We start from the raw sequence: 26,219 nt of genomic DNA on the forward strand, positions 1-26,219 counted from the left end.
TGTTGTAACCACGGTTGAGCGTCGTTGCTCAAGCTGCCACTGGTGCAGTAATGTTTTGAACCCAGTTCCGATAAACCTCCCTTATGCCATCATGGAGACGGATACGTGGTTTCCAGCCAAGCGAATGCATCAGTGAGGTATCGAGGAGCTTACGCGGTGTTCCATCTGGTTTGCTTAGATCATGTACGAATGTGCCTTCAAATCCGACGACGTTCGCGATCGTCAGAGCGAGTTCTTTGATCGATATTTCTTCGCCGGTACCGATATTTACCGGTTCAATGCTCTCGCTGAAGCGCAACAGATGTACACAGGCATCAGCAAGGTCATCGACATGCAAGAATTCGCGCAATGGGGTACCACTTCCCCACAGCATGATATGATCATTGCCATTGATTTTCGCTTCGTGAATGCGACGCATCAGTGCTGGCAATACATGGGATGTATGAGGATCAAAGTTGTCGTTGGGCCCATAGAGGTTTGTCGGCATGGCGGTCATAAATCGATTACCGAATTGACGAGAACACGCCTGAGCGTATTTGAGGGCCGCGATCTTCGCGATTGCATAGGCTTCATTGGTTGGCTCTAATGGTCCAGTCAACAATGCTTGCTCATGCAAGGGTTGAGGAGCATCCCGGGGATATATGCAACTCGACCCCAGCCAAAGCAGGCGTTCGACATTTGATAGATGTGCGGCGCGAATAACGTTTATGCCAATGGTCAGATTGTCGTAGAGAAAGTCTGCCGGGTATTGTGAATTGGCCAGAATTCCACCAACACGAGCTGCGGCCACAATAACGACATCGGGTTTATGATGGGCGATATATTGCTCTGTCGGACTTTGTCGTGTGAGATCAAGATCGCTATGGGCTATACTGATGACCTCACAGTCTATAGATTGAAGTCTTCGCAATATTGCCGACCCCACCATGCCGGTATGGCCGGCAACGAAAACTTTCTTTCCCAAAAGCGAGTAGACTGCACGAGGCGTTTGATCAGCCGTAGAAGTCATTGCGTCCAGCCTCCCGCATAATATTGCGCAAATCCCAGTCGACCATTTCGGTGACAAGATTTCCAAATCCCGTCGTATGTTTCCAGCCAAGCCTGTTCTGCGCTTTGGATGCATCGCCTAACAGGAAATCAACTTCGTTGGGACGAAAATAGCGGGGATCTATTTCGATCAGACATTTACCCGATTTTCGATCGATTCCGATTTCATTGACTCCGTCACCGTTCCATTCGATCTGTTTATCGACAGCATTAAATGCCAGCTCGACGAATTCTCGCACGGTGTGTGTTTCCCCCGTGGCAAGAACATAATCGTCGGCTACATCTTCCTGCAAAATCCGCCACATTCCCTCGACATAATCGCGCGCATGACCCCAGTCACGACGAGCGTTAAGATTGCCAAGCCGTAGCTTCTCCTGAAGCCCTCGTTCGATTGCTGCAACTGCGCGCGTGATCTTGCGCGTGACGAAGGTTTCCCCGCGCAGAGGACTTTCATGGTTGAATAAAATGCCATTGGAGGCATGAAAACCATATGCCTGACGATAGTTGACTGTTGTCCAGTAGGCAAAAAGCTTTGCAGTCGCATATGGGCTTTGTGGGGCGAATGGCGTTTGTTCACTTTGTGCGTATGGTGAGCTGTTTCCAAACAGTTCTGATGTTGAAGCCTGATAAAAGCGACATGTGTTGCCAAACCCCAGAATGCGTATCGATTCAAGCAATCTCAATGTGCCGAGCGCATCTGTATTCGCGGTATATTCGGGCGTTTCAAAACTGACCTGAACGTGGCTTTGTGCACCGAGATTATAAATCTCGTCGGGGCGGACTTCCTGAATAACGCGGCAGAGATTGGTCGCATCTGTCAAGTCGCCAAAATGCAGGCGAAAGCGGATATCCTCTTCATGCGGGTCCTGATAAAGATGGTCGATGCGTGCCGTATTGAATGAAGAAGACCGCCGCTTGAGGCCGTGTACCCGATAGCCTTTGTTGAGCAGTAGCTCACTTAAATAGGCGCCATCCTGTCCTGTCACGCCAATGATGAGAGCTGTCTTTTCCTGCAAGGTCTTCCCTCCGGCCAGAATTGAATACAGCCATGATAGCGATTTAGATGTCCAACTAAACGGCTTCAAAACGGTAATGCAGACACCAAGTATCCCACTTCGGATAAGCATCAATTCGCATTGAACATGCCCTGTTTAGACAAAAGAGGTAGGCCTCTCGCCCGCTGTCTGTGTTCCCTATGCCATTGGGCTCCTTGCGACATTGGAGATGGTGTTGCCATCCTGATCAAAACCCGATCGAGCTATGGGAAATCAAGATCATGCGTGTGGTTCTGGCAAACAGGTACTTCTATCCCGATCAATCCGCGACGAGCCGGATGGTGACGAGCCTGGCACATGAACTGGTGCGCGAAGGTGTAGAGACCACCGTGGTTGCCAGCCGCAACTACCACGAAAATGGCAAACCTGTTTTACCCGCGCGCGAAACAATCGAGGGTGTCGATGTCCACAGAATATGGACGTCTGGCTTCGGTCGTAAGAAACTTGCAGGTCGGGCAATTGATTATGCAACGTTTCACCTCTCGGCTGCTGCATGGTTTGCTGCCAACGCAAAAAAGGACGATATATGCGTGGTCTGTACTGATCCGCCACTCCTTTCCGTTTCTGCCGCACTACCTGTTCGGTTTCGACGTGCGCACCTCGTAAACTGGGTTATGGATCTGTTCCCCGAAACAGCCATCGAACTGGGACTGATGAAACACCAAAATGTATCCGGCAGACTGGCTGTTGCATTACGCAACTGGTCGATGCGCCAATCCGCACTTACGATTTGCCCGATAGACAAGATGGCGCGTTATTTGTCTGAAAAAGGCATACCTTCTGACAGTCTGGCAGTGGTTCATCACTGGGCAGATAAAAACGAAATCCTGCCCGTGAACCGTGAAGAGAATGCGTTGCGCAACTTATGGGGACTGGGTGAAAAGTTTGTCATTGGTTATTCCGGTAATTTTGGTCGAGCGCACGAGTTCTGCACCGTGCTTGATGCGGCAGAACAGCTTCAAACGAATTCGGATATCGTTTTTTTGATGATTGGTGAGGGACAACAGCGTGCCTATGTCGAACAAGAAGTAAAGCGACGCAAGCTATCGAATGTCGTCATGAAGCCTTTCCAACCGGTGGAGCAGCTTTCAGAAAGTCTGGGAGCTGCAGATGCTCATTTGGTGTCACTGAAACCTGAACTTGAACATTGTATCGTGCCGAGCAAATTCTACGGTGTTTTAGCAGCTGCGCGCCCGACAATTTTTATTGGCGATCCTGACGGCGAGATAGCAACCGTTGTACGTGATTTTCACTGCGGCTTGTCGATATGTCCGGGTGAGGTCGAGATGCTGATTAGCTCGATCCTTTTGTTGCGAAACTCACAGCTCAATCGCAACACGATGGGAAACAATGCGCGTTATCTTATGGAAACCGCCTATTCGCGCGAATTTGGTGCGGCCGTCTGGCAGTCAGCAATAGGCCGAATAGTAAGGAAAGGCCAGCTCTCGGCAATGCCCGTTCTCGACCGGCAGTTTCATGTGGAGAAAATGTGATGGAAGGCTCTTTTGTCGTAAGCCAATTGGGCGCGCGAATGCATTATGCGGTGCCTCGCATATTCGCAGATCATCAGAGGCTCGCACATTTTTATACTGATATTTGCGCCTTGCAGGGATGGCCGAATGGGCGGGTGAGACCTTTGGTAAGCTGGTCGCCGCCAAGGGCTTTCATGGTGCAAGCGGGGTCTATGCGTTCAGTGGAGAAGCACTTGAGCTTTTGAGCGCGGCAAAAAAACAGGGTCTTTGGACAGCGGTTGAACAAATGATTGCGCCGCGTGGCGTTGTCGATCAGTTGGCCTGTGAAGAGGAAGTTCTAAATCCAGGCTGGCAAGTATCGGCTACTGACGATGTGAATGCCGTAGCCTTTGCCGCAAGGGAAAAGGCTGAATGGCAGATTGCAGATGCCGTGATATGTCCGTCGGATTTTGTTGCAAAACACGTGATAGAAGCAGGCTGTGCGGTCGAAAAAGTGGTCGTAGTGCCCTATGGTGTCGATGATCGCTTTTCGATCTGTCCGAGGGCACGTAAGCCGGGACCATTGAGGGTTTTAACCGTTGGAGCGGTGGGGCTTAGAAAAGGCTCACCCTATGTCGGCGAGGTCGCGCGAAAGCTCAATGGACAGGTTCAGTTCCGCATGGTTGGGCCAGTCGATATTCAGCCAGAAGCGTATGAACAGCTTAAAAAAGCTGTCGAGCTGACAGGTCCAATACCGCGCAGCGAAATGCGATCGCAGTTTGAATGGGCGGACGTCTTCTATCTTCCCTCATTGTGCGAAGGATCGGCAACTGCCTGTTACGAGGCTCTCGCCGCAGGTCTTCCAGTGATCTGTACTGAGAATACCGGGAGCGTTGTTCGCCACGGAATCGACGGATACATCGTCCCGATCCGTGATGTTGATGAAACCGTCGAAATCCTTCGCTGGTTTTCGGATAGTCCTACGACACTGTTCAGGATGAGTGAGAATGCACGTGAAAGAGCGAGCGATTTCACCGTTTTGCGCTACGGCGAACGATTGGTCAAAGCCTTGTCACAACTCTCGATGGGTGAAACATCATGAAGATCGTCCACGTTATTGGGTCATTCGACCCGGCTAAAGGCGGACCACAAGCGGTCGTCGTTCGTCTTGCTGCAGCTCAGGCATCTCTCGGGCATGACGTGACTATAGTCAGTTATAGTGATGATGAGATCAATTATCGTGCTGTGAAAGCCACGGCTGCGATACCCGGTTTCGGTAGGGTGCGGACATTACTGCTTGCAATGCCCGATATGCGTGAGAAATTTTTGGGTAGTCGCGCCGCAAAAGCAATGTCCCCCCTTATACGCTCGGCAGATTTTGTACACATTCATGGTGTGTGGGAAACCAATTTGCTGAGAGCGGCAATGCTCTGTCGTCGCTATTGTGTTGCTTACTGCATATGCTGTTGTGGCATGCTCGATGTTTGGAGTATGCAACAAAAGGCCTGGAAAAAGAAACTCGCATTGAAGCTTGGTTTCCGCAAAATGCTTGATGGAGCAGCGTTTATCCAGGCGCTCAATCAAGATGAGATTGAGCTGATGCGACCGTTGGGCTTGAAGCCTCCATCAATTATCATCCCAAACGGAATATTTCTCAGTGAAATAGAGGGAAGTGAGGGTATCAGAACTGGCTTACCCGATCGTCCTTATGTGCTTTTCTTGTCTCGATTGCATTATAAAAAGGGCCTCGACATTCTGGCCGATGCATTTCGACAGATTGCTTCCCTGTTCCCCGAAGTGGATCTCGTGGTAGCAGGGCCCGATGGTGGGGCGGAAACAGAGTTTCTAAAAACCATTCGTGAGGCTGGTCTTGAAGATCGTGTGCACGTGACGGGTGGTCTTTATGGCGATGCTAAGATCAAGGCGTTGAAGAACGCTGCCTGTTTCTGTCTGCCCAGTCGTCAGGAGGGCTTTAGCGTTGCAATTACTGAAGCGCTTGCCTGTGGTGTTCCAGTTGTCATCACTGACGCTTGCCATTTTCCTGAAGTCGCTGATGCGAATGCCGGTGTCGTATGCACCCTATCTCCGGGAGCAGTCGCAGCGGGGCTCATTCATATACTGGAAGATCCTGAGCGTGCCGGTCAAATGGGCATTGCCGGGGCGCGTTTGGTACGTGAGAATTACACTTGGCCACGAATTGCCCTTCAAACTGTCGATGCCTATCAGACATGGCAACGTCCTGGGGCTGGGGTGGTCTCCGTTCAGGATGCTCTGAAAACGATCACTGTGACTTGAGAGCTCTTTCCGGCATTCAGGGCGCCAAATTGAAGAAACTGGCGCTCCGATCCATATTCTCGCTTCTTGGAATGCGCTCTAAATATTTGTTTTAACGCGCATCTTTGTCCGAAAACCGTTTCACACTTTTCGGGATACGCTCTAAGCTAGTTTTCGTCTTGGACGTATTGGTGTCGCTGGATTGCCAGCATAAACCATCCATGGTTCCATATTTCGGAAATTGACTGCCCTTGCCCCCAATACGGCACCTTCCCCCACATTTACCCCAGGTCCGACAAAAGCTTCTGCAGCTATCCACGCACAAGGCCCGATGACAATCGGAGCTGCAGTGAGCGGGAAGTCGTGCTGATCGATATTGTGGCCTGCGGTGCACAGATGGGCACGTTGCGAGACGATGGCATAAGGAGCCAGTGTGACTTGCGCAACGTTATAACAAAGAACCCCCGGGCCAAGTGACGAATGGGCGTCCATGACAAGGTTTCCTGGCCACCATATCCGGGCGCTACCGCGAACAATGGCGGTTTTGTGAATTTGGGCACCGAATGCCCGCAATATCATCGCTCGCCAGCGCCACAGGAAAGAAGGTGTCCATGCCGCCAGAGAAAACCATGTCAGCTGCCAGAAGAGACGCTGAAGACGGTGTGTTAATGTGAAGGTTGCTCCGCCCTCCATTGGACGGGAGGAGCCCTTCCGTCCATTTATGGTGATGTGAGAATCTGATCGCGATGTAATAGACATCATTCCCATCCTTTACATAAATTGAGGGATGCGCGGATTGCGTTGCAACGGTGTCGGCAGACCCACTGACTGATTGCGTATGCGGCAAAGCGATAGAACAGGTACCAGGAAAATCGCCATATGAATCCAGACCGGAATAACCCAGTCGGTTTGATGCGATATTGCATGCATGGCTGGCACGATCGATAATATATAGACCAGTTGCCCCAGCATTTCGCCAGCCATCGCAGTTTCCCAAAGCCTACGCATTATCCACGCAAGAAGCAGAAACTTGAAAGCGCCAAAGTACCAGAATGAAGCAAATGCATCGACCAGTCCGGTTTCGGTCGTGCCTGTCGAAGGATTATAGTCACGGCTTGGTTTGGGCGTGTTGAACTGAAGTGAATCCTTCAATTTCGAGCCGACGAGCTGCGCTGGGACAAAAGTGAAGATCACGCGGTTCCAGTGAAATTTGCCGTAATCAAACTCCAGTCGTCTGTCGATTTCATCGATACGCTGTACCGCATTACGCATTTCGAGACCGCCGCGCTCCAGCGTTTCATTGAAATTTTCTGCATAATCGATCTGCATAATGTCATCGAGTACAAAGCCTGAAGCTGCGCGCGTAATCTGGCGATAGTCGCCCATGCTTGTCATCAGAAATGTCCCCGCGAGAATGCCAAGCGACATGAGAATACGCGGCACAACAAACCGACGATAGAACCAGAAAGCGAGCAATATCATAAGCAAAAGCTGAATTGCCTCTGCACGCTTTCCCGTTACGAGAATGCGGTCGAGATAAAAAACCAGATCAAAAGCGATAATCGCCAACACGGTCCATGAAGGCCGGCGTGCAAAGCACAAAAGGGCGATTGCGAGGCCATAGGGCATAAGCTGTGCAAAGAAGAGATAGACAACGGGAATGCCTGTCATCTGCATTCCGATTGAAACATCACCGGGCAGGCGACTTAAAAGAAAATAGAAGATTGCACCAAATGCCGATAATCCTGCTGCAGCCCAGATTAGGCGGCGTTCACTAAAGCTCATGCTAAGAAAGCCGATCGGCTTCCTGGTCATACGCCAACCAAGTGCCAGCATTGCGAGCGATAGAATTCCCATAAACATTGTCTTGGCGTAAGCACCCGATGGTAGAAACTGGTCATGCACCAAAGCCGGGATCTGTGGCAGCAGGAAACCAAATGTCATTACGCCAGCAAGAAAAGGAAACTGGTACATACGTTCTGCGCGAAACAGCAGCCCGCCTGCCAGAAAGCATCCCACAAGGCCGACAAAAATCCAGGTGAGCGAAATGTTCATGGGCTTTTACCATAAGGCGCGCAAACGCTGGAGAGGGTAGGGGAGGAATTGTCCGGAACCAGATCCCATGGGAAAATGCGGCCAGACACCAGATACCAGCCTAGTTTCACATATTCTTTTGCCACAAGCTCGATATCAGCAGGGGTTGTAGGAAAGCCTGTTTGTTTGCCATCACCCCCAATGGGCGAAGAACTGAAATGCATTTGCGGGCAGGCTGCGCGAAAGCTCGCTATTGCACGACGCGAATGATACCAGTTCGTAACAATCAACGCTTTTCTTGCCTGAATTTCACGCATGACAGGCACGGAATAATAAGCGTTTTGCCAGGTGCTGCCCGATTGGCATTCTACGAGGATTGCGGATGGATTCACGCCGTCACGAACCATTATCTGCTTATTGAAAAGGCAATCGCCATCGCCAGTAATCAGAATAAGTGGTGAGCGGCCTTCTTTCCAGAGGCGCGCTGCCTGCGCTGCCCGTGGTGGTCCATCGCCACCGGGAACAACAATAACATCAGCTTTAGTGCCATCATCCTGCAATGTCAGAACAGGTTCTGAATAAAACATTGCAGCCAACCCGAAGAGAACGGCACAGGGCAGGAAGATCAATAACATCATACCATATGCCGCTCTGGTTCTTTATTCTCCAGCCCATGGCGAACCGGTGCGCTGTCCAACTCGACGCTTTGATTGCGACGCCGCTCTTCCATCTTGATAACGATCATGAATTCATAAGCAGCGAGAAGTCGGCAATAAAGATAACCGGGCTTTCCATCAAGGAATCCTCCACGCACCAGATACATGTAAAGAAAGCGCAGGGATGGCCTGAATGGCATGTGATAGGAAAGGGATTTTAGCGCTCGTCTGCGCCTCTCTGGCGCAGAGGATATTATGCCACCCCAGTCAATCTTTCGTTCAAGCAGACGGCTGGACGAAAGATCAGCTTCGGCCGAAGAGTAACGATTGTGCTTGTCGTACCAGGCCTCGAGGCCTTTATTGAAACTGTAGTGAATGAAATGCGACTGTAGAGCGCCTTCTGGGCCACCGCTTGCACGCGAATGTACTGAGCGTTCAAATCGAACGCGATCGGGACGCACCAAACGAGTGATCCATGTGGGATAAAGGCTCGCATGTTTTATCCAGCGCCCCATGAACATGTTTTTGTAGCGTGCTTTAAAGAAAACTTCGGGCCGGGTTGGATCTGATGCTATTGCCAGCATTTCATCACGCAGATCCTCAGGTGTTATCTCATCGGCATCCGGAGTGTAGACCCAATCGTGTTTAAACTTTATTTCAGTTAGTCCATACATTCGCTGTCGGTCTTCGGTATCGTAAGGCCGCTGAAACACACGCGCGCCTGCAGCTTTTGCGAGCTCGACCGTGCGGTCGTCACTGAATGAATCGAGTACGACGATATCGTCACACCAATCCAGCGAGGCCAGGCAGGCTGGTAGATTGATCTCTTCATTCCATGTCATGATAAGAACTGATACGTTCATGAAGTTGCCCCTGGTAGAGTCACGTTTGCTTTTGGTGCTTGAGCTGGCTCTGCTGCTGTTGCTTTAACAACAGGACGCAAACCTCTGTTGGTGTGCAGGACGAACAGCGTGTGTGCAATTGCCGGGATGACGAGTGCTATAAGCATTGACCAGGCGGGTATTCCCAGTCGTATCGCAATATAGGCTATGGCGCCTGCCAGGAAATTGAGTGCCATAATGGCCACGGCGGTTTGGCCTGCAGATAATCCCACGTCGATGAACAGATGATGCAAATGCTGCCTATCAGGAGAGAACGGGCTTCGACGTGCTGCAAGGCGACGCACGATGAGGCTGAGTGTGTCGATCACTGGAACAACAACTACCCACAGCACGATCGGAAAGGCTATTTCAGCATGCGTATTTGTGAGAATTAGGATTATTCCGGCAAGTGCCGCACCAAGAAAAGTGCTGCCACCGTCACCGAGAAAGAGGCTGGCTTTTGCACGCCAGCGATGCCGCATGTTGAACAGGAGAAAACCGCTGCATGCGGCAGCCAGAGCCAGTGTCTGTAAACCTATACGGTTTTCGCCAACCCAGAAGCAGATAGCTGCCAGCCAAAAAAAAGCCGCGGCACTCGCTGAACCCGCAAGACCGTCAACGCCATCACTCATATTGATGGCATTCACGAGGCCGACCACGAAAGCGAGCGCGATAAGCAGGAAAAGAGGCCCCACCAGAACTTCCCCTGGAATTTCGGTTGCTGGGAGGAGTGTGCTTTGTGTTTCACCTACAACAAGACTGAGATGGATCTGTGTTAATCCAGCAATGCCGATAATCAGGAATGCAGCAATCACTTGCATTGCAAGGCGCGGCGCGACGGGAAGATCAAATCTGTCATCCAGAACACCGGTTGCAAGGATCAGGAACAGGCCTGGCAACAAAGCTATGGCATTCGCTGAACCTGCCAAAGATGGGGTCAAAGCAACCGCGACTAAGAATGACAGAAAAACCGCGATCCCCCCACAAAGAGGGACATTCCCATCATGTCTCTTTCGGGCGTCGGGGATGTCGACAAGATACCACTCGCGAGCGAGCCCGCGAAACCCTAAGCAGAATAATACTGATAAGGTGAAAGCCAGAAGCGTGATGCAGAAAAGACTGATCATGTCTCCTCCCAGGCGCGGGTAAAAATTAGAACTTGCTAGATTTTTACCGGCTCACGCACGCACCGACGACTTGGCTATAGAGCGTGCACCATACTCCTTTCAGGTCAGGACCTAACACCAACGTTGACGTTTCCCGTTGGCTGCAAACGGTTATCCTTACATATTAGAATGAAACGCGGCCCATTGCCGTTCTGTTCAGGTTGTCCGGGGGGATAAAATATCTTGAAAGAACACAAGCAGCTTACGACACAGTCCGAAACACTTAACACGGTATCGGATCGAAACACGCTTTGCCTGAACTCCCGAAGAGGAGCAGATGATGAGCGGTAGCCGACGAGGCATTCTTATGGCCGCGCTGGAGCAGTATGCTGGCCTGCTGTTTAATTTCCTGACAGTCATTGCAGTCTCCCGCTTTCTCGGCCCGGCAGAAACAGGTGCGGGTGTAGTAGGGCTGAGTATCGCGGCAATTGTCTTTTCTTTACGGGAGTTTGCCAGCCCTGAATTTCTGATCCGGATTGAAAAAGTCCAGGACCACGACATCAGGACTTCGATGACCTTCCTCATGATTGTAACACTGCTGCTCTCGGCCGGACTTTATCTGGCACGAGAGTATTTTGCGGCATCTTATCATGATCCGTTGTTACTGATGTTCCTCGATATCACCATCATCGCGGCAATCGTCGAAAGCATCTCATTACCGGTCGTTGCATTGTTGCGACGTGAAATGGCATTTGGCATGCTCGCCAGAATTCGCACCGCCGGATCTGGTTTTGGAGCGGCTGTAACGATTGCAATGGCTACCTGTGGCTTTGGGCACATGTGTTTTGCTTACGGGTTGCTTGCCAGTGCGTTGATGACAACGGGTTTGGCGATGACAATCTACCCACTTGGACGCCTGTTGCGTCCCTCTTTCGCCAGCTTTGGTGTAGCCTGGAAGTTTGGAATTTATCTCGGCGGCAATGCGGGGCTGAACAAGATATGCGAAACGTTTCCTCAACTGATGCTTGGGCGTTTCATGCCGATTGCATCTGTTGGCATATATAATCGTGCAAACACTGTAAGCGGATTGCCTGATCGCGTTTTTCTTTCTGCGGTCTTCACTGTGGCATTTCCCATGCTTTCGGCGCATGTTCGTGCAGGCGGTGATATCAGCCGCGCCTATATTCGTGCTTTGTCTTATATTTCAGTCGTTTACTGGCCTGCACAGGCCTTACTGGCACTTTTGGCCTATCCCGCTGTTCATATCATTTTGGGGCCGGGATGGTCTGAAGCAGCGCTCATTGTTGCCATCACAAGCCTTGCAAGCCTGTTCTGGTTTCCGGTCATTCTGACCTATCCCCTTCTCATGGCGCTTGGTGCGAACCGCGAGGCTTTCGTTTCCAATTTCATTTCAAGATCGGTCGCCACGATTATCTTGTGTCTTGCGGCATTTCACGGATTGCTTGCTGTGGCGTTGAGCCAGTTCATCAGTCTGCCTTTTCAGATGATTGTGGCCATTCTTTATGTGCGAAAGCACGTGAATTTTTCCTATCGGGTGCTGACCAAGGAACTGATGAAGAGTGCGCTTGTTACTATATTTGCGCTTGCAGGCCCGCTTATCATGGTGGCCGCGGATGGATTTAATCTTGATATGCACTGGATGAGGGCGGTTATCACTGGGGTAGTGGCTGTCGCTGGCTGGCTCTTGGCGTTGTTTGTAGTCCGTCACCCGTTCAGGGAAGAGCTTATTCCGATTTTCAGATGGTTTTTTAGTAAGTTCGCACGCAGTCTTGGTTGGTCGCGACTGCCGCGATCAAACCTATCCGAACCAGCGGAATGAGACAGGTTATGCAGACGCGCTTTACCGATCAGCCAACTGTCGACGTTATGATACCCAACTATAATTACGGTCATTATCTGCTCGAATGCGCAGATAGCGTGCTATCGCAAACAGGTATCAACGTCCGTTTGCTCATCATCGACAACGCATCTAAAGACAATAGCGCAGCTATAGCGCGTGATCTTGCTGCGCACGACAAGCGCGTCGAACTGTTACTAAGATCAAAAAATGCTGGGCCGCATGCGTCTTTTAATGAAGGTATTGATTGGGCGCGGTCCGAGTATTTTCTTATACTATGCGCTGATGATTTGCTTGCACATGGAGCATTATCTCGAGCCGTCCATGTGCTTGAGCAATGCCGTGACGCGCATCTTGCATATGGGGCAACCCAAAAAATCTCAAAAGATGAAAAGCGTCCCCAAAGACCCACGATTGCAGGCGATGGGCGATGGAGTATCAGCTCTGGCACTGATTTTATTGAACTTGCATGCAAACATGCTTTCAATCCGGTTGCCGGGCCGACGGCGGTCGTTCGCACATCGGCTCAGAAACAGGCCGGATATTATCGCCGAACACTGCCGCATACCGATGATCTTGAGATGTGGTTGCGTCTGGCGTTGCTTGGGAATGTTACTTCGACTGAAAGCGTTCAAGCTTATGCCCGCGTTCATTCGAACAATCAGTCGGCCACGGTGGCAGGAGTCATGCACTGGAATCGGGAGTTTGAAGCTGGATTTCGCTCATTCTTTGAGAATGATGGCCGCGATATGCCACAGGCCAAACAATATCTCGCGGCAGCGTGTGATTGCCTTACCAAACGCGCTTATTGGTCAGCATGGTCAAATCTTGTCAGACGCGAAGAAGGATCTGTATCCCTGATGGCCTTTGCGCTTAGGAGGCATCCCCTGATGGCCTTGATGCCACCTTTCGACTATTTGTTTCAGCGCCGCCGCCGACTTTCCCCGTAATGGCCTGTAGAAGTTGAGATCAGCTTATTTTCTGGAGAAGATGGACGCGTAAGACTTCTTCTTGTTTAGCAAGTCGCTCGCGATAGATCTCCACACCAGCTTTAACGGCTTTGACGAGTTCTTCTCTGCGAGAAAACATACTATCGATCTGAGTGAGTAATGTTTGCGGGTTAAAGCTCTCAATGTGATGACAAAATTCACCCAGGCCGGTATCATTTAAAAGCGCATCGTTCTTACGGGCATAACCAACTGAAATTGAAGGCCTGCCCATAGAGAGAGAGCAAACGATGTTATGATATCGGCTGGCAACCACGATATCCGTTTTTGCAATTTGCTCCATGAGGTTCTTCAGAGAAGCAACGGGCTCGAAAATAACATTCCTTAAATTGGGCGCGCGTATACGTTTTTGCAGATCATAAACGGCTTCAAGATCGCCCATATCACCGGTGAGAAGGCGCACCTGTCGTCCCTCCAGAACGAGTTCGTCGATCAGCTCGGTCATCTTGTTGAGATAACTATTGTAAATCGCGGCACCATCGGCAGCCCGCTTTTTCCAGCCTTTATATGTCATAATGCCCAGACCGATCCGCTGATCGCCACTGTTGCGTAATTCATCTTCAACAACAGGAAGCGCAAACGCGATATCCGCACTGACAACGTCCTTTGCAACGTCCATGTGCAAGGATTTCATAAAATCGTATGAAACCTGATCGCGATAGGAACGGTAAACGGCCATCATCGACGCTTTGCGAACGAAAAAGCGACTGAGTGGATGGGTGACAGGTCCTGCGCCAATGGAAATGAAAGCAAAACGCGCGCCCGTCAATCTTGCCGCTACAGACCAACGCAGAACTGCGAATGGCCAGCCAAACGGATCCTCGTTGAAGTCATCAAGAATACCGGTGCCAGGAACGATGATGAGATCAATTCCTTGAGCAAGTGACATAGCACCCAAAAAGCCGGTAAGGCGGCGCGGAAACTGTAAGAGAACTTTATTGATCAGCCTGATGAACGCATTGTCCGATGCAGGCTGCCCAACCGGAACCGCGTCTATTTGGAATCTCTCACTAACGATTTCAGGTCTGGCGCATATACAGATGAGTTGGGCGCCAGGGCATGTGCGTTTCAATAGTTGCAGCATTGCTTCAAGGGATCCGTCATTGCCGGTATTGCCAGAACCGAACTGACCGAAAAGACCTATTCTCATACAAGTGTCTCCAGCTGCATTCACAAGCTAAGCCGGTATATGTTTTTATGAAAATTGGCAGAAGGGTGAACACCATCCTCTAATGTATGAAGGGATATACCCCTCATAGACAAATGCGCTGCCGAGCAATTTCGTTACACTGGCAAGCGGTATATCAAACGCCCCCCGATATACCGGAATAAGGCTTCGAGGGATTTTTCCCTCGAAGTCTTGGCCTTTGGGCAGCGGGGTTGTGATCATGAAATGTGCTTACTTTGTCCGTCCACATATCGGCGGGACCTACTCTGTATTCACGCGCCTGTGCTCGTCACTTCGACAGTCCGGGATTGAATTGCGGTGGCTGGCTGCAGGAGCGGCAGGAGAAACGATCAGTTTTCCACCTGCGGGTCAGGGGCTAAGTGATGCGCTGCGAAAAGGCGATGCAATTGATCCGATGGGTGTGCTGGATGAGGAAACACGTGCCAGGCGGATGATTGCGTTTTTACGTGAGAACAAATTCAACGCGGTGTTTGTAAACGTCCTGTCCAGTCGCTTTGAAACAAACCTGGTGCGATATCTGCCAGATGACATTTTGCGTGTTATGATCGTGCACAATATCACTCCGGGAACTTATGCAGCCGCTCGCGCAATTCGCGATCATGTTCATGCGACGGTCGGCGTATCAAAACGTTGCCGGGATGATCTGATCAACCATTATGGCTTTGATGCCGCGCATACGATGGTTATCCCGCATGGCCTGAGCAAGGATATTCTTGCCCCGCAGATCGTCCCGCAGCGGGATGAAAATGCGCCTTTACGTCTGCTTTATTTGGGGCGTATCGAGGACAATTCAAAAGGTGTGTTCTGGTTGCCCAATATTCTGCGTGAGCTAAAATGCGACTATCATCTGACTGTCGCGGGTGACGGTCCGGATTTGGTTCAACTGCGCCATCGACTTGAAAGTTTCCGTGAGAAAGTAAGTTTTACGAGTTGGGTCGCACCATCAGATGTTCCTCGGCTTGTCAGTCAGCACGACGTTATGGTTATGCCATCGCGTTTTGAGGGATTTGGCCTTACTTTAATTGAAGCAATGAGCCAGGGTTGCCCTGCAGTCGTTTCGAAGATCGCGGGCGTGACCGATACAATTGTCACGGATGGTGAAGATGGTCTTTTGTTTCCCGTTGGAGATTTCAGACAAGCCGCCCGTCATATAGATCTTCTTGCAGACAATAAGCAGTTGAGATTGGAAATGGCTCAGGCTGCTGTCCGTAAAGTCGCGGTAGCATTCAATAATGATCTGGCAGGGCAGGCTTATGCAGGGCTTCTCGAAAACCTGATGCAGAACCGGCCTGCCATCGCACAACCTTTAGCGCTCTCGCAATGGAAAATGCCGAACGCTTTACATTCAAGCCTGCGAAGTCGGCTTCCCAAACCAGTCAAGAACTGGCTCCGACAGATGCGAGAGCGCCTCAACACAGCCTGGTCCACAGTGTGATCGTCAAAACTGGTAATTAGCAAAGGGACAAGGTCATGAACCTTTTCACATCCCGGTTTCGCAATTCGCAATTGCTCAGAAGTAAGGCCCATACCCTCATACCGGGCGGATGTCATACCTATGCCAAAGGTGATGATCAGTATCCGGTCTTGGCGCCGGGTTTCATACAGCGTGGTTCCGGCTCGCATGTATTCGATGTCGATGGAAATCAATATATTGAGTACGGAATGGGCAACCGTGCCGTAGGGCTCGGACATGCCTATCCGCCGGTGCTGCATGCGGCGCGTGATGCGTTGCAGGACGGTTGCAACTTTACACGCCCCAGCGCAATTGAAATTGAATGTGCGGAGAGTTTCCTCGAGCTGATCGAGGGCGCCGAAATGGTGAAATTCTGCAAGGACGGATCGGATGCCACCTCTGGAGCTGTGCGTCTGGCGCGCGCTTATACCGGCCGCGATATGATAGCATGTTGTGCGGATCACCCGTTTTTCTCAACTGACGACTGGTTCATCGGAACGACGAAAATGAATGCGGGTATTCCTGCATCGGTGTCAGCTTTGACGACCACTTTTCGCTACAATGACATTGCGAGCGTAAAAGCGTTGTTCGAAAATTATCCGGGTATGATTGCAGCGCTAATTCTTGAACCCGCGCGGATGGATGAACCTCAAGATAACTTTCTGCATGAGGCAAAACGGATTGCCCATGAAAATGGTGCTCTCTTTATCCTCGATGAGATGATAACGGGCTTTCGCTGGCATATGCGCGGCGCTCAGAAGCTTTATGACATCGAACCTGATCTATCTTGCTTTGGCAAAGCTTTGGGAAATGGCTTCGCAATCTCGGCACTTGCGGGGAAAGCTGAATATATGCAGCTCGGCGGGCTTACCCAAACCGACTATGCCCGCGTATTTTTGCTTTCAACCACGCATGGGGCCGAAACGCACGCTATGGCGGCTGCAATTGCCACCATGAAAGTCTATCGCGATGAGCCTGTCATTGAACGGCTTTACGAGCAGGGTCGAAAGCTTGTCGAAGGGGTCAATACGGCGATTTCAGTCCATGGATTAGAAAACAATGTTCGCTTGGTCGGACGCCCTTGCTGCCTGGCTTACGCTACTCTCGACGAGAATGGACAATCCTCTCAGGCGTTGCGGACACTTTTCCTTCAGGAGACCATCCGGCGCGGTGTTTTGATGCCGTCTCTGGTTGTAAGCTACACGCACAGTGATACGGACATTGCACGTACAATCGACGCAATTGATGGAGCGCTTGGCGTTTATGTTCGAGCTCTCAATGATGGCGTCGACAATTATCTCACTGGCCGCCCGTCGCAGGTGGTGTATCGCCGATTTAACGATGCGCCATCATATCCACCAGCAACGCGATGATGCTGTCGCGATTAGGCTTAATCTTGGGTTTTCTGCTGCTTCTGACAGGAATGGTTCGAGCCGAAAATGCTTTTCCGATCAGAGTAAGCCAGGATCATCGTATTTTTGAAGATGCTCAAGGTCGGCCGTTTTTGTTGCAGGGTGACACGGCATGGTCGTTGATCGCGGAGCTGAAGCGAGGCGATGTCGAAACTTATCTGGCTGATCGCAGCAAGCGCGGCTTTAATGCTATTCTGGTCAATCTGATTGAACATCAGTTTTCAAGCAATCCGCCAAGGAATGCCTATGGGGAATTGCCTTTCGCAAATGAGGCCTTTGGTGCGCTTAACCCGAAATATTTTGATCATGCTGCCTGGACAATTGAACAGGCCCAAAAGCTTGGGCTGGTGGTCTTTCTTGCTCCTGCATATCTTGGGGTAAACGGTGGTGATCAGGGCTGGTTCGCTAAAGCACAAGCTGCGGGCCCTGACAAAATGGAAGCTTATGGCAAAGCCATCGCGCAACGGTTCTCTAAATTCCCCAATATCGTTTGGGTGTTGGGCGGCGATTTTGATGCGCCGGATCGAGCACTGGTATCAAAACTTGCAGACGGAATCGCAGCAATTTCTCCCCAGGCGCCGCAGACCGTTCATTCGGGCCGCGATACAAACACGAATGAGATCTGGAAAGATCAGCCTTGGTTTGCGATCGACACGGTCTATACATATAATGACGTTCACAAAACGATCCTGGATCGCAGTAAATCAGACACGATGCCCATAATCCTCCTTGAAGGGGCCTATGAGTATGAGCGTGAGACGACTGCGCGTATGATACGCCGGAATGCCTATGGTGCGCTTTTAGGCGGTGCAGCCGGGCAATTTTTTGGAAATAACCCCATCTGGCATTTTTCAGGCCCGGGCGTCTTCACCTCGGATCAAAGCTGGCAAGAAGCACTGGCCAGTCCCGGAGCGCAGTCTATGTCAGTCATGAAGGCTTTTTTCGATAAGATACCATGGTCACAACTGAAGCCAGATCGAGATAATGAAATTTCCGACGTTGCGCAAAGCTATGCGGCAGCTTTGCCAGATCACAGTCTGATCGTCATCTATGGTGATGCTGACGGATTTAAAGTGAACCGAAGTGTTATTGGCAATGGTCAAATGGCTTTATGGGTTGATCCTGCGTCTGGTAAATTTCTCCCGTCAAAGGCACCAGAATTCGACCCAGAATTCGACAATGAGTTTGGCATTTTTCCGGCACCGGCGGACCGCAAAAATGTAAACAACAGCGACTGGATTTTATTGATCGGTGGTTCCGAACAGTTGCAGATCATTCAAAAGAAGTAGCCTCCACTACTTTTCGCTTCCTCATTCAACGCTTGTCCGAAGCAAACATGCCTTCGTTTAACTCGCCGCTTCCGATGAGGCCCGTTACCTTGAAACCATCATTCAGCTGAGGAACCGGACATGAAGGTACTTGTTACAGGGCATCAGGGCTATATTGGATCGGTGATGGTGCCGACACTGGTTAATTTGGGGCATGATGTTTCAGGCTATGACGTTGGCCTATATCAGCATTGTCATTTCGAAGAAGGCGGCACGATTATCAATGTGCCGACGATCCGCAAGGATGTGCGTGATGTGTCTCCACGCGATCTGGAGGGTTTCGATGCTGTTATTCATCTGGCGGCGCTGTCCAATGATCCGCTTGGCAATCTCAATGAAGAGCTTACCTATGAGATCAACCATCATGCCAGTGTGGCTATGGCGAAAGCGGCAAAATCAGCTGGTGTTGCCAGGTTCTTATTTGCATCATCGTGCAGCAATTACGGCATCAGTGACGCAGATTTAATTGATGAAACCGGAGAGCTTAAACCCGTCACTGCTTACGGACGCTCCAAAGTCAGGGCCGAGCAAGAGATACGAGCATTGGCAGATGCCAGTTTTTGCCCGGTATATCTGCGACCGGCGACCGCCTACGGCGTTTCGCCGTTCCTGCGTTTCGACATTGTGCTGAACAATCTGGTTGCCTGGGCAGTTACCAAGGGGCTTATCTACCTTAAATCCGACGGTACACCTTGGCGGCCGATTGTGCATATTCGCGATATCTCGCGTGCGTTTAATGCGGCAATGGAAGCACCGCGTGAAAAGGTCTTCAATGAATCTTTCAATGTGGGTTCGACAGAACATAATTACCGCATCCGCGATATCGCTGGCATTGTTGCAGACAATGTTCCTGATTGTCGGATCGAGTATGCAGACGATGCAGGCCCCGATACGCGTTCGTACCGGGTTAGCTTTGAAAAACTGGCGCGCGTTTTGCCGGAGGCCAAGCCGCAATGGGATGCGGTCGCAGGGGCACAGGAGCTTCTGGCTGCGTATAGTCGGTCTTCATTGACATTGGAGGAATTCGAGGGGCCGCGGTTTCAGCGTATTGCCCATATTCGCAAGCTAATTGCCCAAGGTGTGCTGGATGCCAATCTGCGTCGGGTAGATGAACAGCCGCAACCGCTTCTGGCAACTGCATAATGGACAACAGGTTGGGCAGCCCGCAAATTGAAGATTCTCAGGTGCATTCTTCCTCTGGAAGGAGCATTTATGATCTCGCTTCACGGCTCTTCCCAATTTGCCGTAGTCTCACTGGTGATGGCGTGCGCGAAACGCTCGCCATCGTCGGTGAGCATTTGCCTTTAAAAATTCATAGAATTCCAACTGGTACGCAACTTTTCGATTGGCAGGCACCGCAGGAGTGGGTGATCCGGGACGCCTACATTATGGATTCTGCCGGTCGGCGCGTTGTAGACTTTGCAGAGCACAATCTGCACGTAGTCAATTTCAGTACGCCGGTGCGCAAGAAGCTTACGCTCAACGAACTAAAAGAACACATACACACACTGCCTGATCAGCCCGATCTAATCCCCTACCGCACCTGTTATCATACGGAAGCTTGGGGTTTCTGCATGACGCATAATGCGCTTATGCAGATGAAGGAACCGACCTATGAGGTGGTGATTGATGCAGAACGGCGCGACGGTTCTCTCATTTTTGGTGAATTCATCCATCAAGGCGAATCCGAAGAAACCTTCTTGCTTTCAACTCATCTTTGCCATCCTTCCCTTGCCAACGATAACTGTTCAGGAATAGCGCTGCTTACCCGCTTGGGTGAAGCATTGAAGTCGCGAAAGACACGTTTCACATACCGGCTTTTATTCGGCCCTGCGACTTTCGGGGCGCTTGCTTGGCTCAAACAGAACGATGAGAATCTGGACCTTGTGAAGCATGGCATCGTATTGTCGTGCGTTGGCGACGGCGGCGGCCCCAACTATAAGCGCAGCCGCAGTGGCAATTCGGAAATCGATCGCATCATGACGCAAGTTTTGGAAGGTTCTGAACTTCCTGAAGCAAAACTGCATGATTTCTGGCCATACGGATATGACGAGCGTCAGTTTTGTTCTCCGGGTTTCAATCTGCCGGTTGGTTTGTTTCAGCGCAGTCTTTATGGGGAGTTTCCTGAATATCATACCTCAGCCGACAATCTTGATTTCATCAAACCCGAATATCTGGAGCAGTCTTATAATCTTATTATTCAAGCGATTGAGGTTGCAGAGCGTAACTGGACGCCGCTCAATATGTCACCAAAGGGTGAGCCGCAACTTGGTCGTCGAGGCCTTTACGGTAATACCGGAGGGGATCGAAATGCGGCTAAGAATGCGATGGCTATGTTATGGGTGCTCAATCTGGCCGACGGCGATCATTCGATCCTTGATATGGCTGAACGTTCCGGGTTGCCATTTGCACAATTAGCCGATGCTGCAGAACGGCTTCGTGATGCCGGTCTATTGACGGCAATTTAAGTTCAAAATGTTTGAATCAAATTTGGCGGTTAGAGGAGAGGCCAGTTTCTGTCTTTTTCCGATATGACACTTGGCTTATCGGGCCATGGAATCCCTAGAGCTGGGTCATCATGTCGTAATCCTGTTGCGAAATCAGGTGCGTAGGGACGAGATATCATGTAGCGAAGCAGCACATCGTCTGTGAGCGTTTGAAAGCCATGGGCACAACCTTCAGGAATGTAGAGCTGTACGCCATTTTCCGACGATAACTCCAATCCGGCCCAACGTCGATAGGTAGGTGAATTCGGTCGCAAATCGACAAGAACATCCCAGATTACACCTTGTAAACATGTCACAAGCTTGGTCTCAGAGTGTGGTTCATTTTGATAGTGCAGGCCGCGTAAAGTTCCTTTTTCCCGGGAGAAAGAGAGACTGTGTTGTGGGAAATCTGTTTCCATTTCCCGTTCGGCAAATGCGCTCTCGCAATAGACGCGCGTGAACCACCCCCGCTCATCTTCGAGCTTCTCTGGTTCAACGGACCATGCACCGTCTATATTAAGCGGGGTAAATCGCATCACGCGCCTCATATCACTGCATATGGCCATTCTGACAGTTCCATGTTTGGGGAATAGTATCGTTTTCGGGGCAGCGGACCGGCCCTAAGATTAAGGTCCAGCTACCTAAAAGGCGTAGTGATGTACCCCATCATCGACATTGGGTGAGGTTAGGGGGATTGTCCGGGATCAATTGACGGATGGTGGGGGCGCTCAATGGTATGTATGGCTCGCCCCTCATTACAGTCTCGGAAATACTGATCAAACTTAGTAATTTTGATCATCCGGCATTGAGCGGAATTCAAACCCACATACCCGTAAGGGACCGAGCAGGGCGAGGTATATCGTATGACCATCCAAACGCCGGGCATATCGCGGAGTGCAGGCATGGCTCGAGAGCAGGCAGGTTGCCGTTTGTGCGGGACACTTCTCAAACACACATTTGTGGACCTAGGCATGTCTCCGCCTTGTGAGAGTTTTCTCACTGTGGAACAACTTGATCACATGGAGCCGTATTATCCGCTATATGCTTTTGTGTGCGACCATTGTTATTTGGTTCAGCTAAAAGAATATTTCAGTCCTGCCGATATTTTCACCGAATATGCCTATTTTTCTTCTTACGCTACAAGCTGGGTCAATCATGCCCGGATCTATTGTGATGAAATTACTGAAAAACTGGGCCTCAATGGAAATAGCTTCGTTGTTGAGATTGCAAGTAACGACGGCTATCTGCTTCAGCATTTTCTACCCAAGGGTATTCCAATTCTGGGCATTGAACCCGCTGCCAATGTAGCCAAAGCCGCGATTTCCAAAGGCGTGCCCACCCGTATTGACTTCTTTGGCTCGGCTCTTGCAGCGCAAATGGTTGGGGAAGGCGGAAAGGCTGATCTCATCATCGGAAATAATGTTCTGGCACAGGTGCCAGACCTCAATGATTTTGTTCGGGGTATGCAGCTTCTGCTAAAGCCCGAAGGTGTTATTACGCTTGAGTTCCCACATCTCGCCAATCTGATCGAACAAAACCAGTTCGATACCATATATCACGAACACTTCTCGTATTTTTCACTTCTGACGATCCGCTATATGGCCCATCGTCACCATCTCAAGGTAATTGACGTTGAAGAGGTGCCGACGCACGGCGGTTCACTCCGTGTTTATCTCGCTCATAATGCCAGCAAACGAAAGGCGGGACCACGCGTTGCAGCACTTTTGAAACGCGAACAGACATTCGGTCTCAATGAAATTTCCACATATGAACAATTCTCGGAAAAAACACGTCGTACAAAACGGGATCTGCTGTCGTTTCTGATCGCTGCAAAAAATGCGGGTAAACGTATCTGTGGTTACGGAGCGCCTGGGAAGGGCAATACGCTCCTTAACTACTGTGGAATAGGAACTGATTTTCTGGATTTCACAGTTGATCGCAACCCGTACAAACACGGTCGTTTCACTCCCGGTATGCATATTCCAATCTATGATACCTCAATGATTGATAGCTATAAGCCTGATTACATTCTGATCCTGCCCTGGAACTTCAAGGATGAGATTATTCGTCAGATGCAGCACGTGGTCGAATGGGGTGGAAAGTTCATCATACCCATCCCGCATGTCACATTGATCGATCCAGCATTACTCACAGAGGAGCGCTAGATTATGAAGGTCGTTCTTTTCTGCGGTGGCCTTGGTACGCGAATAAGGGAATACTCAGAAAGTGTTCCCAAGCCGATGATCCCGCTTGGTCACCAGCCGATCCTCCATCATGTCATGGAGTATTATTCCGACTACGGTCATAACGACTTTGTTTTGTGCCTCGGATACAAGGCAAATGTGGTCAAAGACTTTTTCCTTAACATACGGCCGCAAACATTTGCGGATTGTGTGGTTTCCGATGGTGGGCGTAATGTTCGCTTGCTCGAAGAGGTCGATCGCGACTGGAGCGTGACTTTGCTCGATACGGGTATCTGGCGCAACATCGGTGAAAGATTGTGGAGTGCACGATCACATGTCGAAGGCGAGGATATGTTCCTCGCAAACTATAGCGACGGCCTCAGTGATGTCGACCTCGACGATATGACCGATCGTTTTCGAAAGAGTGGTAAACTGGCATGTTTTCTGGCTGTCCGCCCGCCGTTGACATACCATCTTGCCGACATTGCAGAAGGTGGCGATGTCCGCGCTTTTAGAACTTCCAACACGTCTGATATCTGGATAAATGGCGGTTATTTCCTTTTCCGCAAAGAGATCTTTGATTACATGCGCGAGGGTGAGGAACTTGTGTTGGAGCCGTTCAGCCGCCTGATCGCCGATAATCAGCTTATGGCCTATAAATATGAGGGTTTCTGGCGTTCGATGGACACGCTACGAGATTGGCAGACTCTCGAAGATATGGTCGAGAAAGGGGACATGCCTTGGAAAAAGCACAAGACAGAAATTAGGGCAGCCAACATCGCGATCGCATTATGATTGATCTGTGTTCCCTGACGCAACTTGGCAGACCGCTCAGACTGCTTTGTTTGGGCGCGCATTCAGACGATATCGAGATTGGATGCGGAGGAACGCTCCTTAACTTGATCGAGATGGGAATCCCTTTAGAGGTAGACTGGTGCGTTTTGTCGGGAGGAGGAGATCGGCGCGCAGAAGCGGAAGCTTCAGCGGATGATTTTCTTGTTGGGGTACAAAGAAAAAGAATTCACTTGAAGGATTTTGAAGACAGTTACTTTCCTGCTCAAAGCAGAGCCATCAAAGAATGGTTGATAGGGTTGCGCAGCACAAACCAGCCGGATCTTGTTTTTACACATAGCCATGGGGATGCTCATCAGGATCACCGCATGGTCCGTGAGCTCACATGGAATATTTTCCGTGACCAATTAATTCTGGAGTATGAAATTCCCAAATGGGACGGCGATTTGGGGCGACCAAATGCTTATGTTGCATTGTCAGCAGCGGTACTGGAAAAGAAGGTTGAGCTGCTGATAAAAAACTTTGGCACTCAACGATCCAAAGACTGGTTTGATCGGGAAACTTTTCGCGGAATTGCGCGTTTGCGTGGGATGGAATGCCGCGCCCCTGAAGCATATGCGGAAGCATTCTATGCGCCAAAGGTCAAAATCTTTTAAGATCAATGAGATTGAGCATGAGTTTTGCCATGCGGTCGGGCTTTGATGGAACACGAATGATCGTGACAGGCTACGCAGTCTTCAATCGCTTAAAGATCAGTTCTCCAATGGGGATGGCTGATGTGGCGGCCGGTGAAGGCGCATTGCACACATGCAAGCTGCGTTTCGTTTGCAAAAATTTGAAGTCGTGAATGAGATGCCCTGAATTGGACACCGCCTGCGCTCTTATACCTGCTCGGTAAGGAAGCAGGTCATTGGCTTGAAGTGCAGGGCAATATTTTCGACATTTATCAAGATAGCTTGATTTAAAGACGCTATCCTTCACTTCCTGAATGCCGGACCGCAGATTTTGCGAGATGACTTTCCAAAATCCGGGGAAGCGCGTGTAAGTCATGATGTCATTTAAACTGGCCGAAAATTTCGCATAGCCTTCCCGTGAAAGCCCGAGGACGGCGTTTGGTCCCACGGTCAGGCTCCCGTCCATCATTGGAGTGAGATGGATTCCAAGAAACGGCATTGACGGATCAGGCACTGGATAAATCATCCGTTCGACCAAATTATTCAGCTCCGGTTTGAGCGCATAGTATTCACCCCGAAACGGTACAATTTGAAAGTCGATTTTCAAACCAGAACGCTGCGCCAGGCGATCGGCCTGAAGCCCGGCGCAGGCAACGATGTATCGGCTTTCCCAGACACCTTTGTTGGTATGAACACGTATGCAATCGCTGCGTTCTTCTACAAAACTGACATCTGTGCCCAAAATGATTGTAGCGCCGCGCGCTTTAATCAGTTCGCCCATTGCTCTGGAAACAGCCCGATAATCAACGATGCCGCTTTGTTCAACCAAAAGAGCTTTTAGCCCGGTGACGGCCGGCTCCATTTCGATTAGTTCGGATTGACTGAGCATCCGACAATTTATTTTGTTGGCTCCGGCATTTGCCTCAAGCCCATTGAGGCGTTGCAGCTCAATGTCATTGGTCGCCACGACCAACTTGCCCGGTGTTCGATACGGGATATCATGGGCCTCGCAAAATTGTTTTGTTGCTCGTTCCCCGGCCCGACAAAGTTCAGCCTTCAGGCTACCGGGCTGATAATAAATGCCCGCATGAATGACACCACTATTGTGCCCGGTTTGGTGAGAGGCGAGAGAGAGCTCTTTTTCAAGGAGGAGAATGCGTGCGTTTGGTTCACTCCCGGTGATTGCCAGAGCGGTTGCCAGGCCAACTATTCCACCCCCAACAATACAGTAATCGAACATATTCAAGCTCAATATTATTGCCACACGAAACTCACGTGATTAGTCACACAACCACTCCGAAGCGTCAACTGAACTTCTGCTTTACTTCAATAT

Annotated in this window: 22 protein-coding genes and 1 pseudogene; 13 read left to right on the plus strand and 10 right to left on the minus strand. The window is 50.4% G+C overall.

Annotated elements, in window-relative coordinates; all coding sequences use genetic code 11:
- Positions 1-28 precede the first annotated feature (28 nt).
- Both CEV33_RS20010 and gmd read right to left on the minus strand, forming a co-directional pair.
- The gene (locus tag CEV33_RS20010; protein WP_094542153.1) at positions 29-1,009 is read right to left on the minus strand and encodes a GDP-L-fucose synthase family protein; all 981 of its coding nucleotides are present in this window, start codon (positions 1,007-1,009) and stop codon (positions 29-31) included.
- The gene (gene gmd, locus CEV33_RS20015) at positions 993-2,063 is read right to left on the minus strand and encodes a GDP-mannose 4,6-dehydratase (protein ID WP_094542154.1); all 1,071 of its coding nucleotides are present in this window, start codon (positions 2,061-2,063) and stop codon (positions 993-995) included. Before gmd ends, CEV33_RS20010 begins: the two co-directional genes overlap by 17 nt.
- 260 nt (positions 2,064-2,323) lie before the next feature.
- Here gmd and CEV33_RS20020 point away from each other — a divergent pair, with 260 nt between their 5' ends.
- The 3 genes and pseudogenes from CEV33_RS20020 (at position 2,324) to CEV33_RS20030 (ending at position 5,848) form a co-directional block, all read left to right on the plus strand.
- Positions 2,324-3,595 carry a glycosyltransferase family 4 protein gene (locus tag CEV33_RS20020; protein ID WP_094542155.1) on the plus strand — a complete coding sequence of 424 codons (1,272 nt, stop codon included), beginning with the start codon at positions 2,324-2,326 and terminating at the stop codon, positions 3,593-3,595.
- Positions 3,595-4,655, plus strand: a pseudogene (locus CEV33_RS20025) (glycosyltransferase family 4 protein). The gene CEV33_RS20020 and the pseudogene CEV33_RS20025 overlap by 1 nt, the downstream one beginning before the upstream one ends.
- Positions 4,652-5,848: a glycosyltransferase gene (locus CEV33_RS20030; protein WP_094542156.1), complete on the plus strand. Its 1,197-nt coding sequence runs from the start codon at positions 4,652-4,654 to the stop codon at positions 5,846-5,848. Before CEV33_RS20025 ends, CEV33_RS20030 begins: the two are co-directional and overlap by 4 nt.
- A 141-nt stretch (positions 5,849-5,989) precedes the next feature.
- Here the strand turns inward: CEV33_RS20030 and CEV33_RS20035 are convergent, their stop codons facing one another.
- From CEV33_RS20035 to CEV33_RS20055, 5 genes are read right to left on the minus strand one after another with little or no spacing between them, the layout of a single operon-like run.
- Positions 5,990-6,586: an LbetaH domain-containing protein gene (locus CEV33_RS20035; RefSeq protein ID WP_094542235.1), complete on the minus strand. Its 597-nt coding sequence runs from the start codon at positions 6,584-6,586 to the stop codon at positions 5,990-5,992.
- 12 nt (positions 6,587-6,598) lie between these two features.
- The gene (locus CEV33_RS20040; RefSeq protein ID WP_094542157.1) at positions 6,599-7,882 is read right to left on the minus strand and encodes a hypothetical protein; all 1,284 of its coding nucleotides are present in this window, start codon (positions 7,880-7,882) and stop codon (positions 6,599-6,601) included.
- The gene (locus CEV33_RS20045; RefSeq protein WP_374817360.1) at positions 7,879-8,496 is read right to left on the minus strand and encodes a YdcF family protein; all 618 of its coding nucleotides are present in this window, start codon (positions 8,494-8,496) and stop codon (positions 7,879-7,881) included. The genes CEV33_RS20040 and CEV33_RS20045 overlap by 4 nt, the downstream gene beginning before the upstream one ends.
- Positions 8,496-9,380 (minus strand): glycosyltransferase family 2 protein, encoded by an 885-nt coding sequence (locus CEV33_RS20050; RefSeq protein WP_094542159.1) that lies wholly within the window; start codon positions 9,378-9,380, stop codon positions 8,496-8,498. The genes CEV33_RS20045 and CEV33_RS20050 overlap by 1 nt, the downstream gene beginning before the upstream one ends.
- Complete coding sequence (locus tag CEV33_RS20055; RefSeq protein WP_094542160.1) at positions 9,377-10,525, minus strand: MraY family glycosyltransferase; 1,149 nt, start codon at positions 10,523-10,525, stop codon at positions 9,377-9,379. Before CEV33_RS20055 ends, CEV33_RS20050 begins: the two co-directional genes overlap by 4 nt.
- 319 nt (positions 10,526-10,844) lie before the next feature.
- On the opposite strand from CEV33_RS20055, the gene CEV33_RS20060 reads away from it, so the two are divergent.
- A complete protein-coding gene (locus CEV33_RS20060; RefSeq protein ID WP_094542161.1) occupies positions 10,845-12,344 on the plus strand; it encodes an oligosaccharide flippase family protein in 1,500 nt (499 codons plus the stop codon).
- An 8-nt stretch (positions 12,345-12,352) separates the two neighbouring features.
- A complete protein-coding gene (locus CEV33_RS20065) occupies positions 12,353-13,312 on the plus strand; it encodes a glycosyltransferase (protein WP_094542162.1) in 960 nt (319 codons plus the stop codon).
- Positions 13,313-13,331: 19 nt separating this feature from the next.
- Here CEV33_RS20065 and CEV33_RS20070 read toward each other — a convergent pair whose 3' ends face one another.
- Positions 13,332-14,519 (minus strand): polysaccharide pyruvyl transferase family protein, encoded by a 1,188-nt coding sequence (locus CEV33_RS20070; protein WP_094542163.1) that lies wholly within the window; start codon positions 14,517-14,519, stop codon positions 13,332-13,334.
- Between the two features lie 238 nt (positions 14,520-14,757).
- On the opposite strand from CEV33_RS20070, the gene CEV33_RS20075 reads away from it, so the two are divergent.
- From CEV33_RS20075 to CEV33_RS20095, 5 genes are all read left to right on the plus strand, one after another.
- Positions 14,758-15,993, plus strand: coding sequence for a glycosyltransferase family 4 protein (locus tag CEV33_RS20075; protein WP_094542164.1), 1,236 nt, complete (start codon positions 14,758-14,760; stop codon positions 15,991-15,993).
- Between the two features lie 35 nt (positions 15,994-16,028).
- Positions 16,029-17,384, plus strand: coding sequence for a glutamate-1-semialdehyde 2,1-aminomutase (locus tag CEV33_RS20080; RefSeq protein ID WP_094542165.1), 1,356 nt, complete (start codon positions 16,029-16,031; stop codon positions 17,382-17,384).
- Between the two features lie 23 nt (positions 17,385-17,407).
- Positions 17,408-18,712: an apiosidase-like domain-containing protein gene (locus CEV33_RS20085; RefSeq protein ID WP_235818468.1), complete on the plus strand. Its 1,305-nt coding sequence runs from the start codon at positions 17,408-17,410 to the stop codon at positions 18,710-18,712.
- Between the two features lie 120 nt (positions 18,713-18,832).
- Positions 18,833-19,894: an NAD-dependent epimerase/dehydratase family protein gene (locus CEV33_RS20090; protein ID WP_094542167.1), complete on the plus strand. Its 1,062-nt coding sequence runs from the start codon at positions 18,833-18,835 to the stop codon at positions 19,892-19,894.
- On the plus strand, positions 19,894-21,219 hold the full coding sequence (locus tag CEV33_RS20095; RefSeq protein WP_094542168.1) for a DUF4910 domain-containing protein: 1,326 nt from the start codon (positions 19,894-19,896) through the stop codon (positions 21,217-21,219). The genes CEV33_RS20090 and CEV33_RS20095 overlap by 1 nt, the downstream gene beginning before the upstream one ends.
- A 29-nt stretch (positions 21,220-21,248) precedes the next feature.
- Here CEV33_RS20095 and rfbC read toward each other — a convergent pair whose 3' ends face one another.
- Positions 21,249-21,773: a dTDP-4-dehydrorhamnose 3,5-epimerase gene (rfbC, locus tag CEV33_RS20100; protein ID WP_094542236.1), complete on the minus strand. Its 525-nt coding sequence runs from the start codon at positions 21,771-21,773 to the stop codon at positions 21,249-21,251.
- A 327-nt stretch (positions 21,774-22,100) separates the two neighbouring features.
- On the opposite strand from rfbC, the gene CEV33_RS20105 reads away from it, so the two are divergent.
- Genes CEV33_RS20105 through CEV33_RS20115 form a run of 3 tightly spaced genes read left to right on the plus strand, consistent with a single transcriptional unit; the run spans position 22,101 to position 24,868 of the window.
- On the plus strand, positions 22,101-23,402 hold the full coding sequence (locus tag CEV33_RS20105) for a class I SAM-dependent methyltransferase (RefSeq protein WP_094542169.1): 1,302 nt from the start codon (positions 22,101-22,103) through the stop codon (positions 23,400-23,402).
- Positions 23,403-23,405: 3 nt separating this feature from the next.
- Complete coding sequence (locus tag CEV33_RS20110; RefSeq protein WP_094542170.1) at positions 23,406-24,215, plus strand: sugar phosphate nucleotidyltransferase; 810 nt, start codon at positions 23,406-23,408, stop codon at positions 24,213-24,215.
- The gene (locus CEV33_RS20115; protein ID WP_094542171.1) at positions 24,212-24,868 is read left to right on the plus strand and encodes a PIG-L deacetylase family protein; all 657 of its coding nucleotides are present in this window, start codon (positions 24,212-24,214) and stop codon (positions 24,866-24,868) included. Before CEV33_RS20110 ends, CEV33_RS20115 begins: the two co-directional genes overlap by 4 nt.
- Positions 24,869-24,938: 70 nt before the next feature.
- Here the strand turns inward: CEV33_RS20115 and lhgO are convergent, their stop codons facing one another.
- On the minus strand, positions 24,939-26,126 hold the full coding sequence (lhgO, locus tag CEV33_RS20120; protein WP_094542172.1) for an L-2-hydroxyglutarate oxidase: 1,188 nt from the start codon (positions 26,124-26,126) through the stop codon (positions 24,939-24,941).
- Positions 26,127-26,219 lie beyond the last annotated feature (93 nt).

This window comes from Brucella grignonensis (genome assembly GCF_002252505.1).
Classification (GTDB): domain Bacteria; phylum Pseudomonadota; class Alphaproteobacteria; order Rhizobiales; family Rhizobiaceae; genus Brucella; species Brucella grignonensis.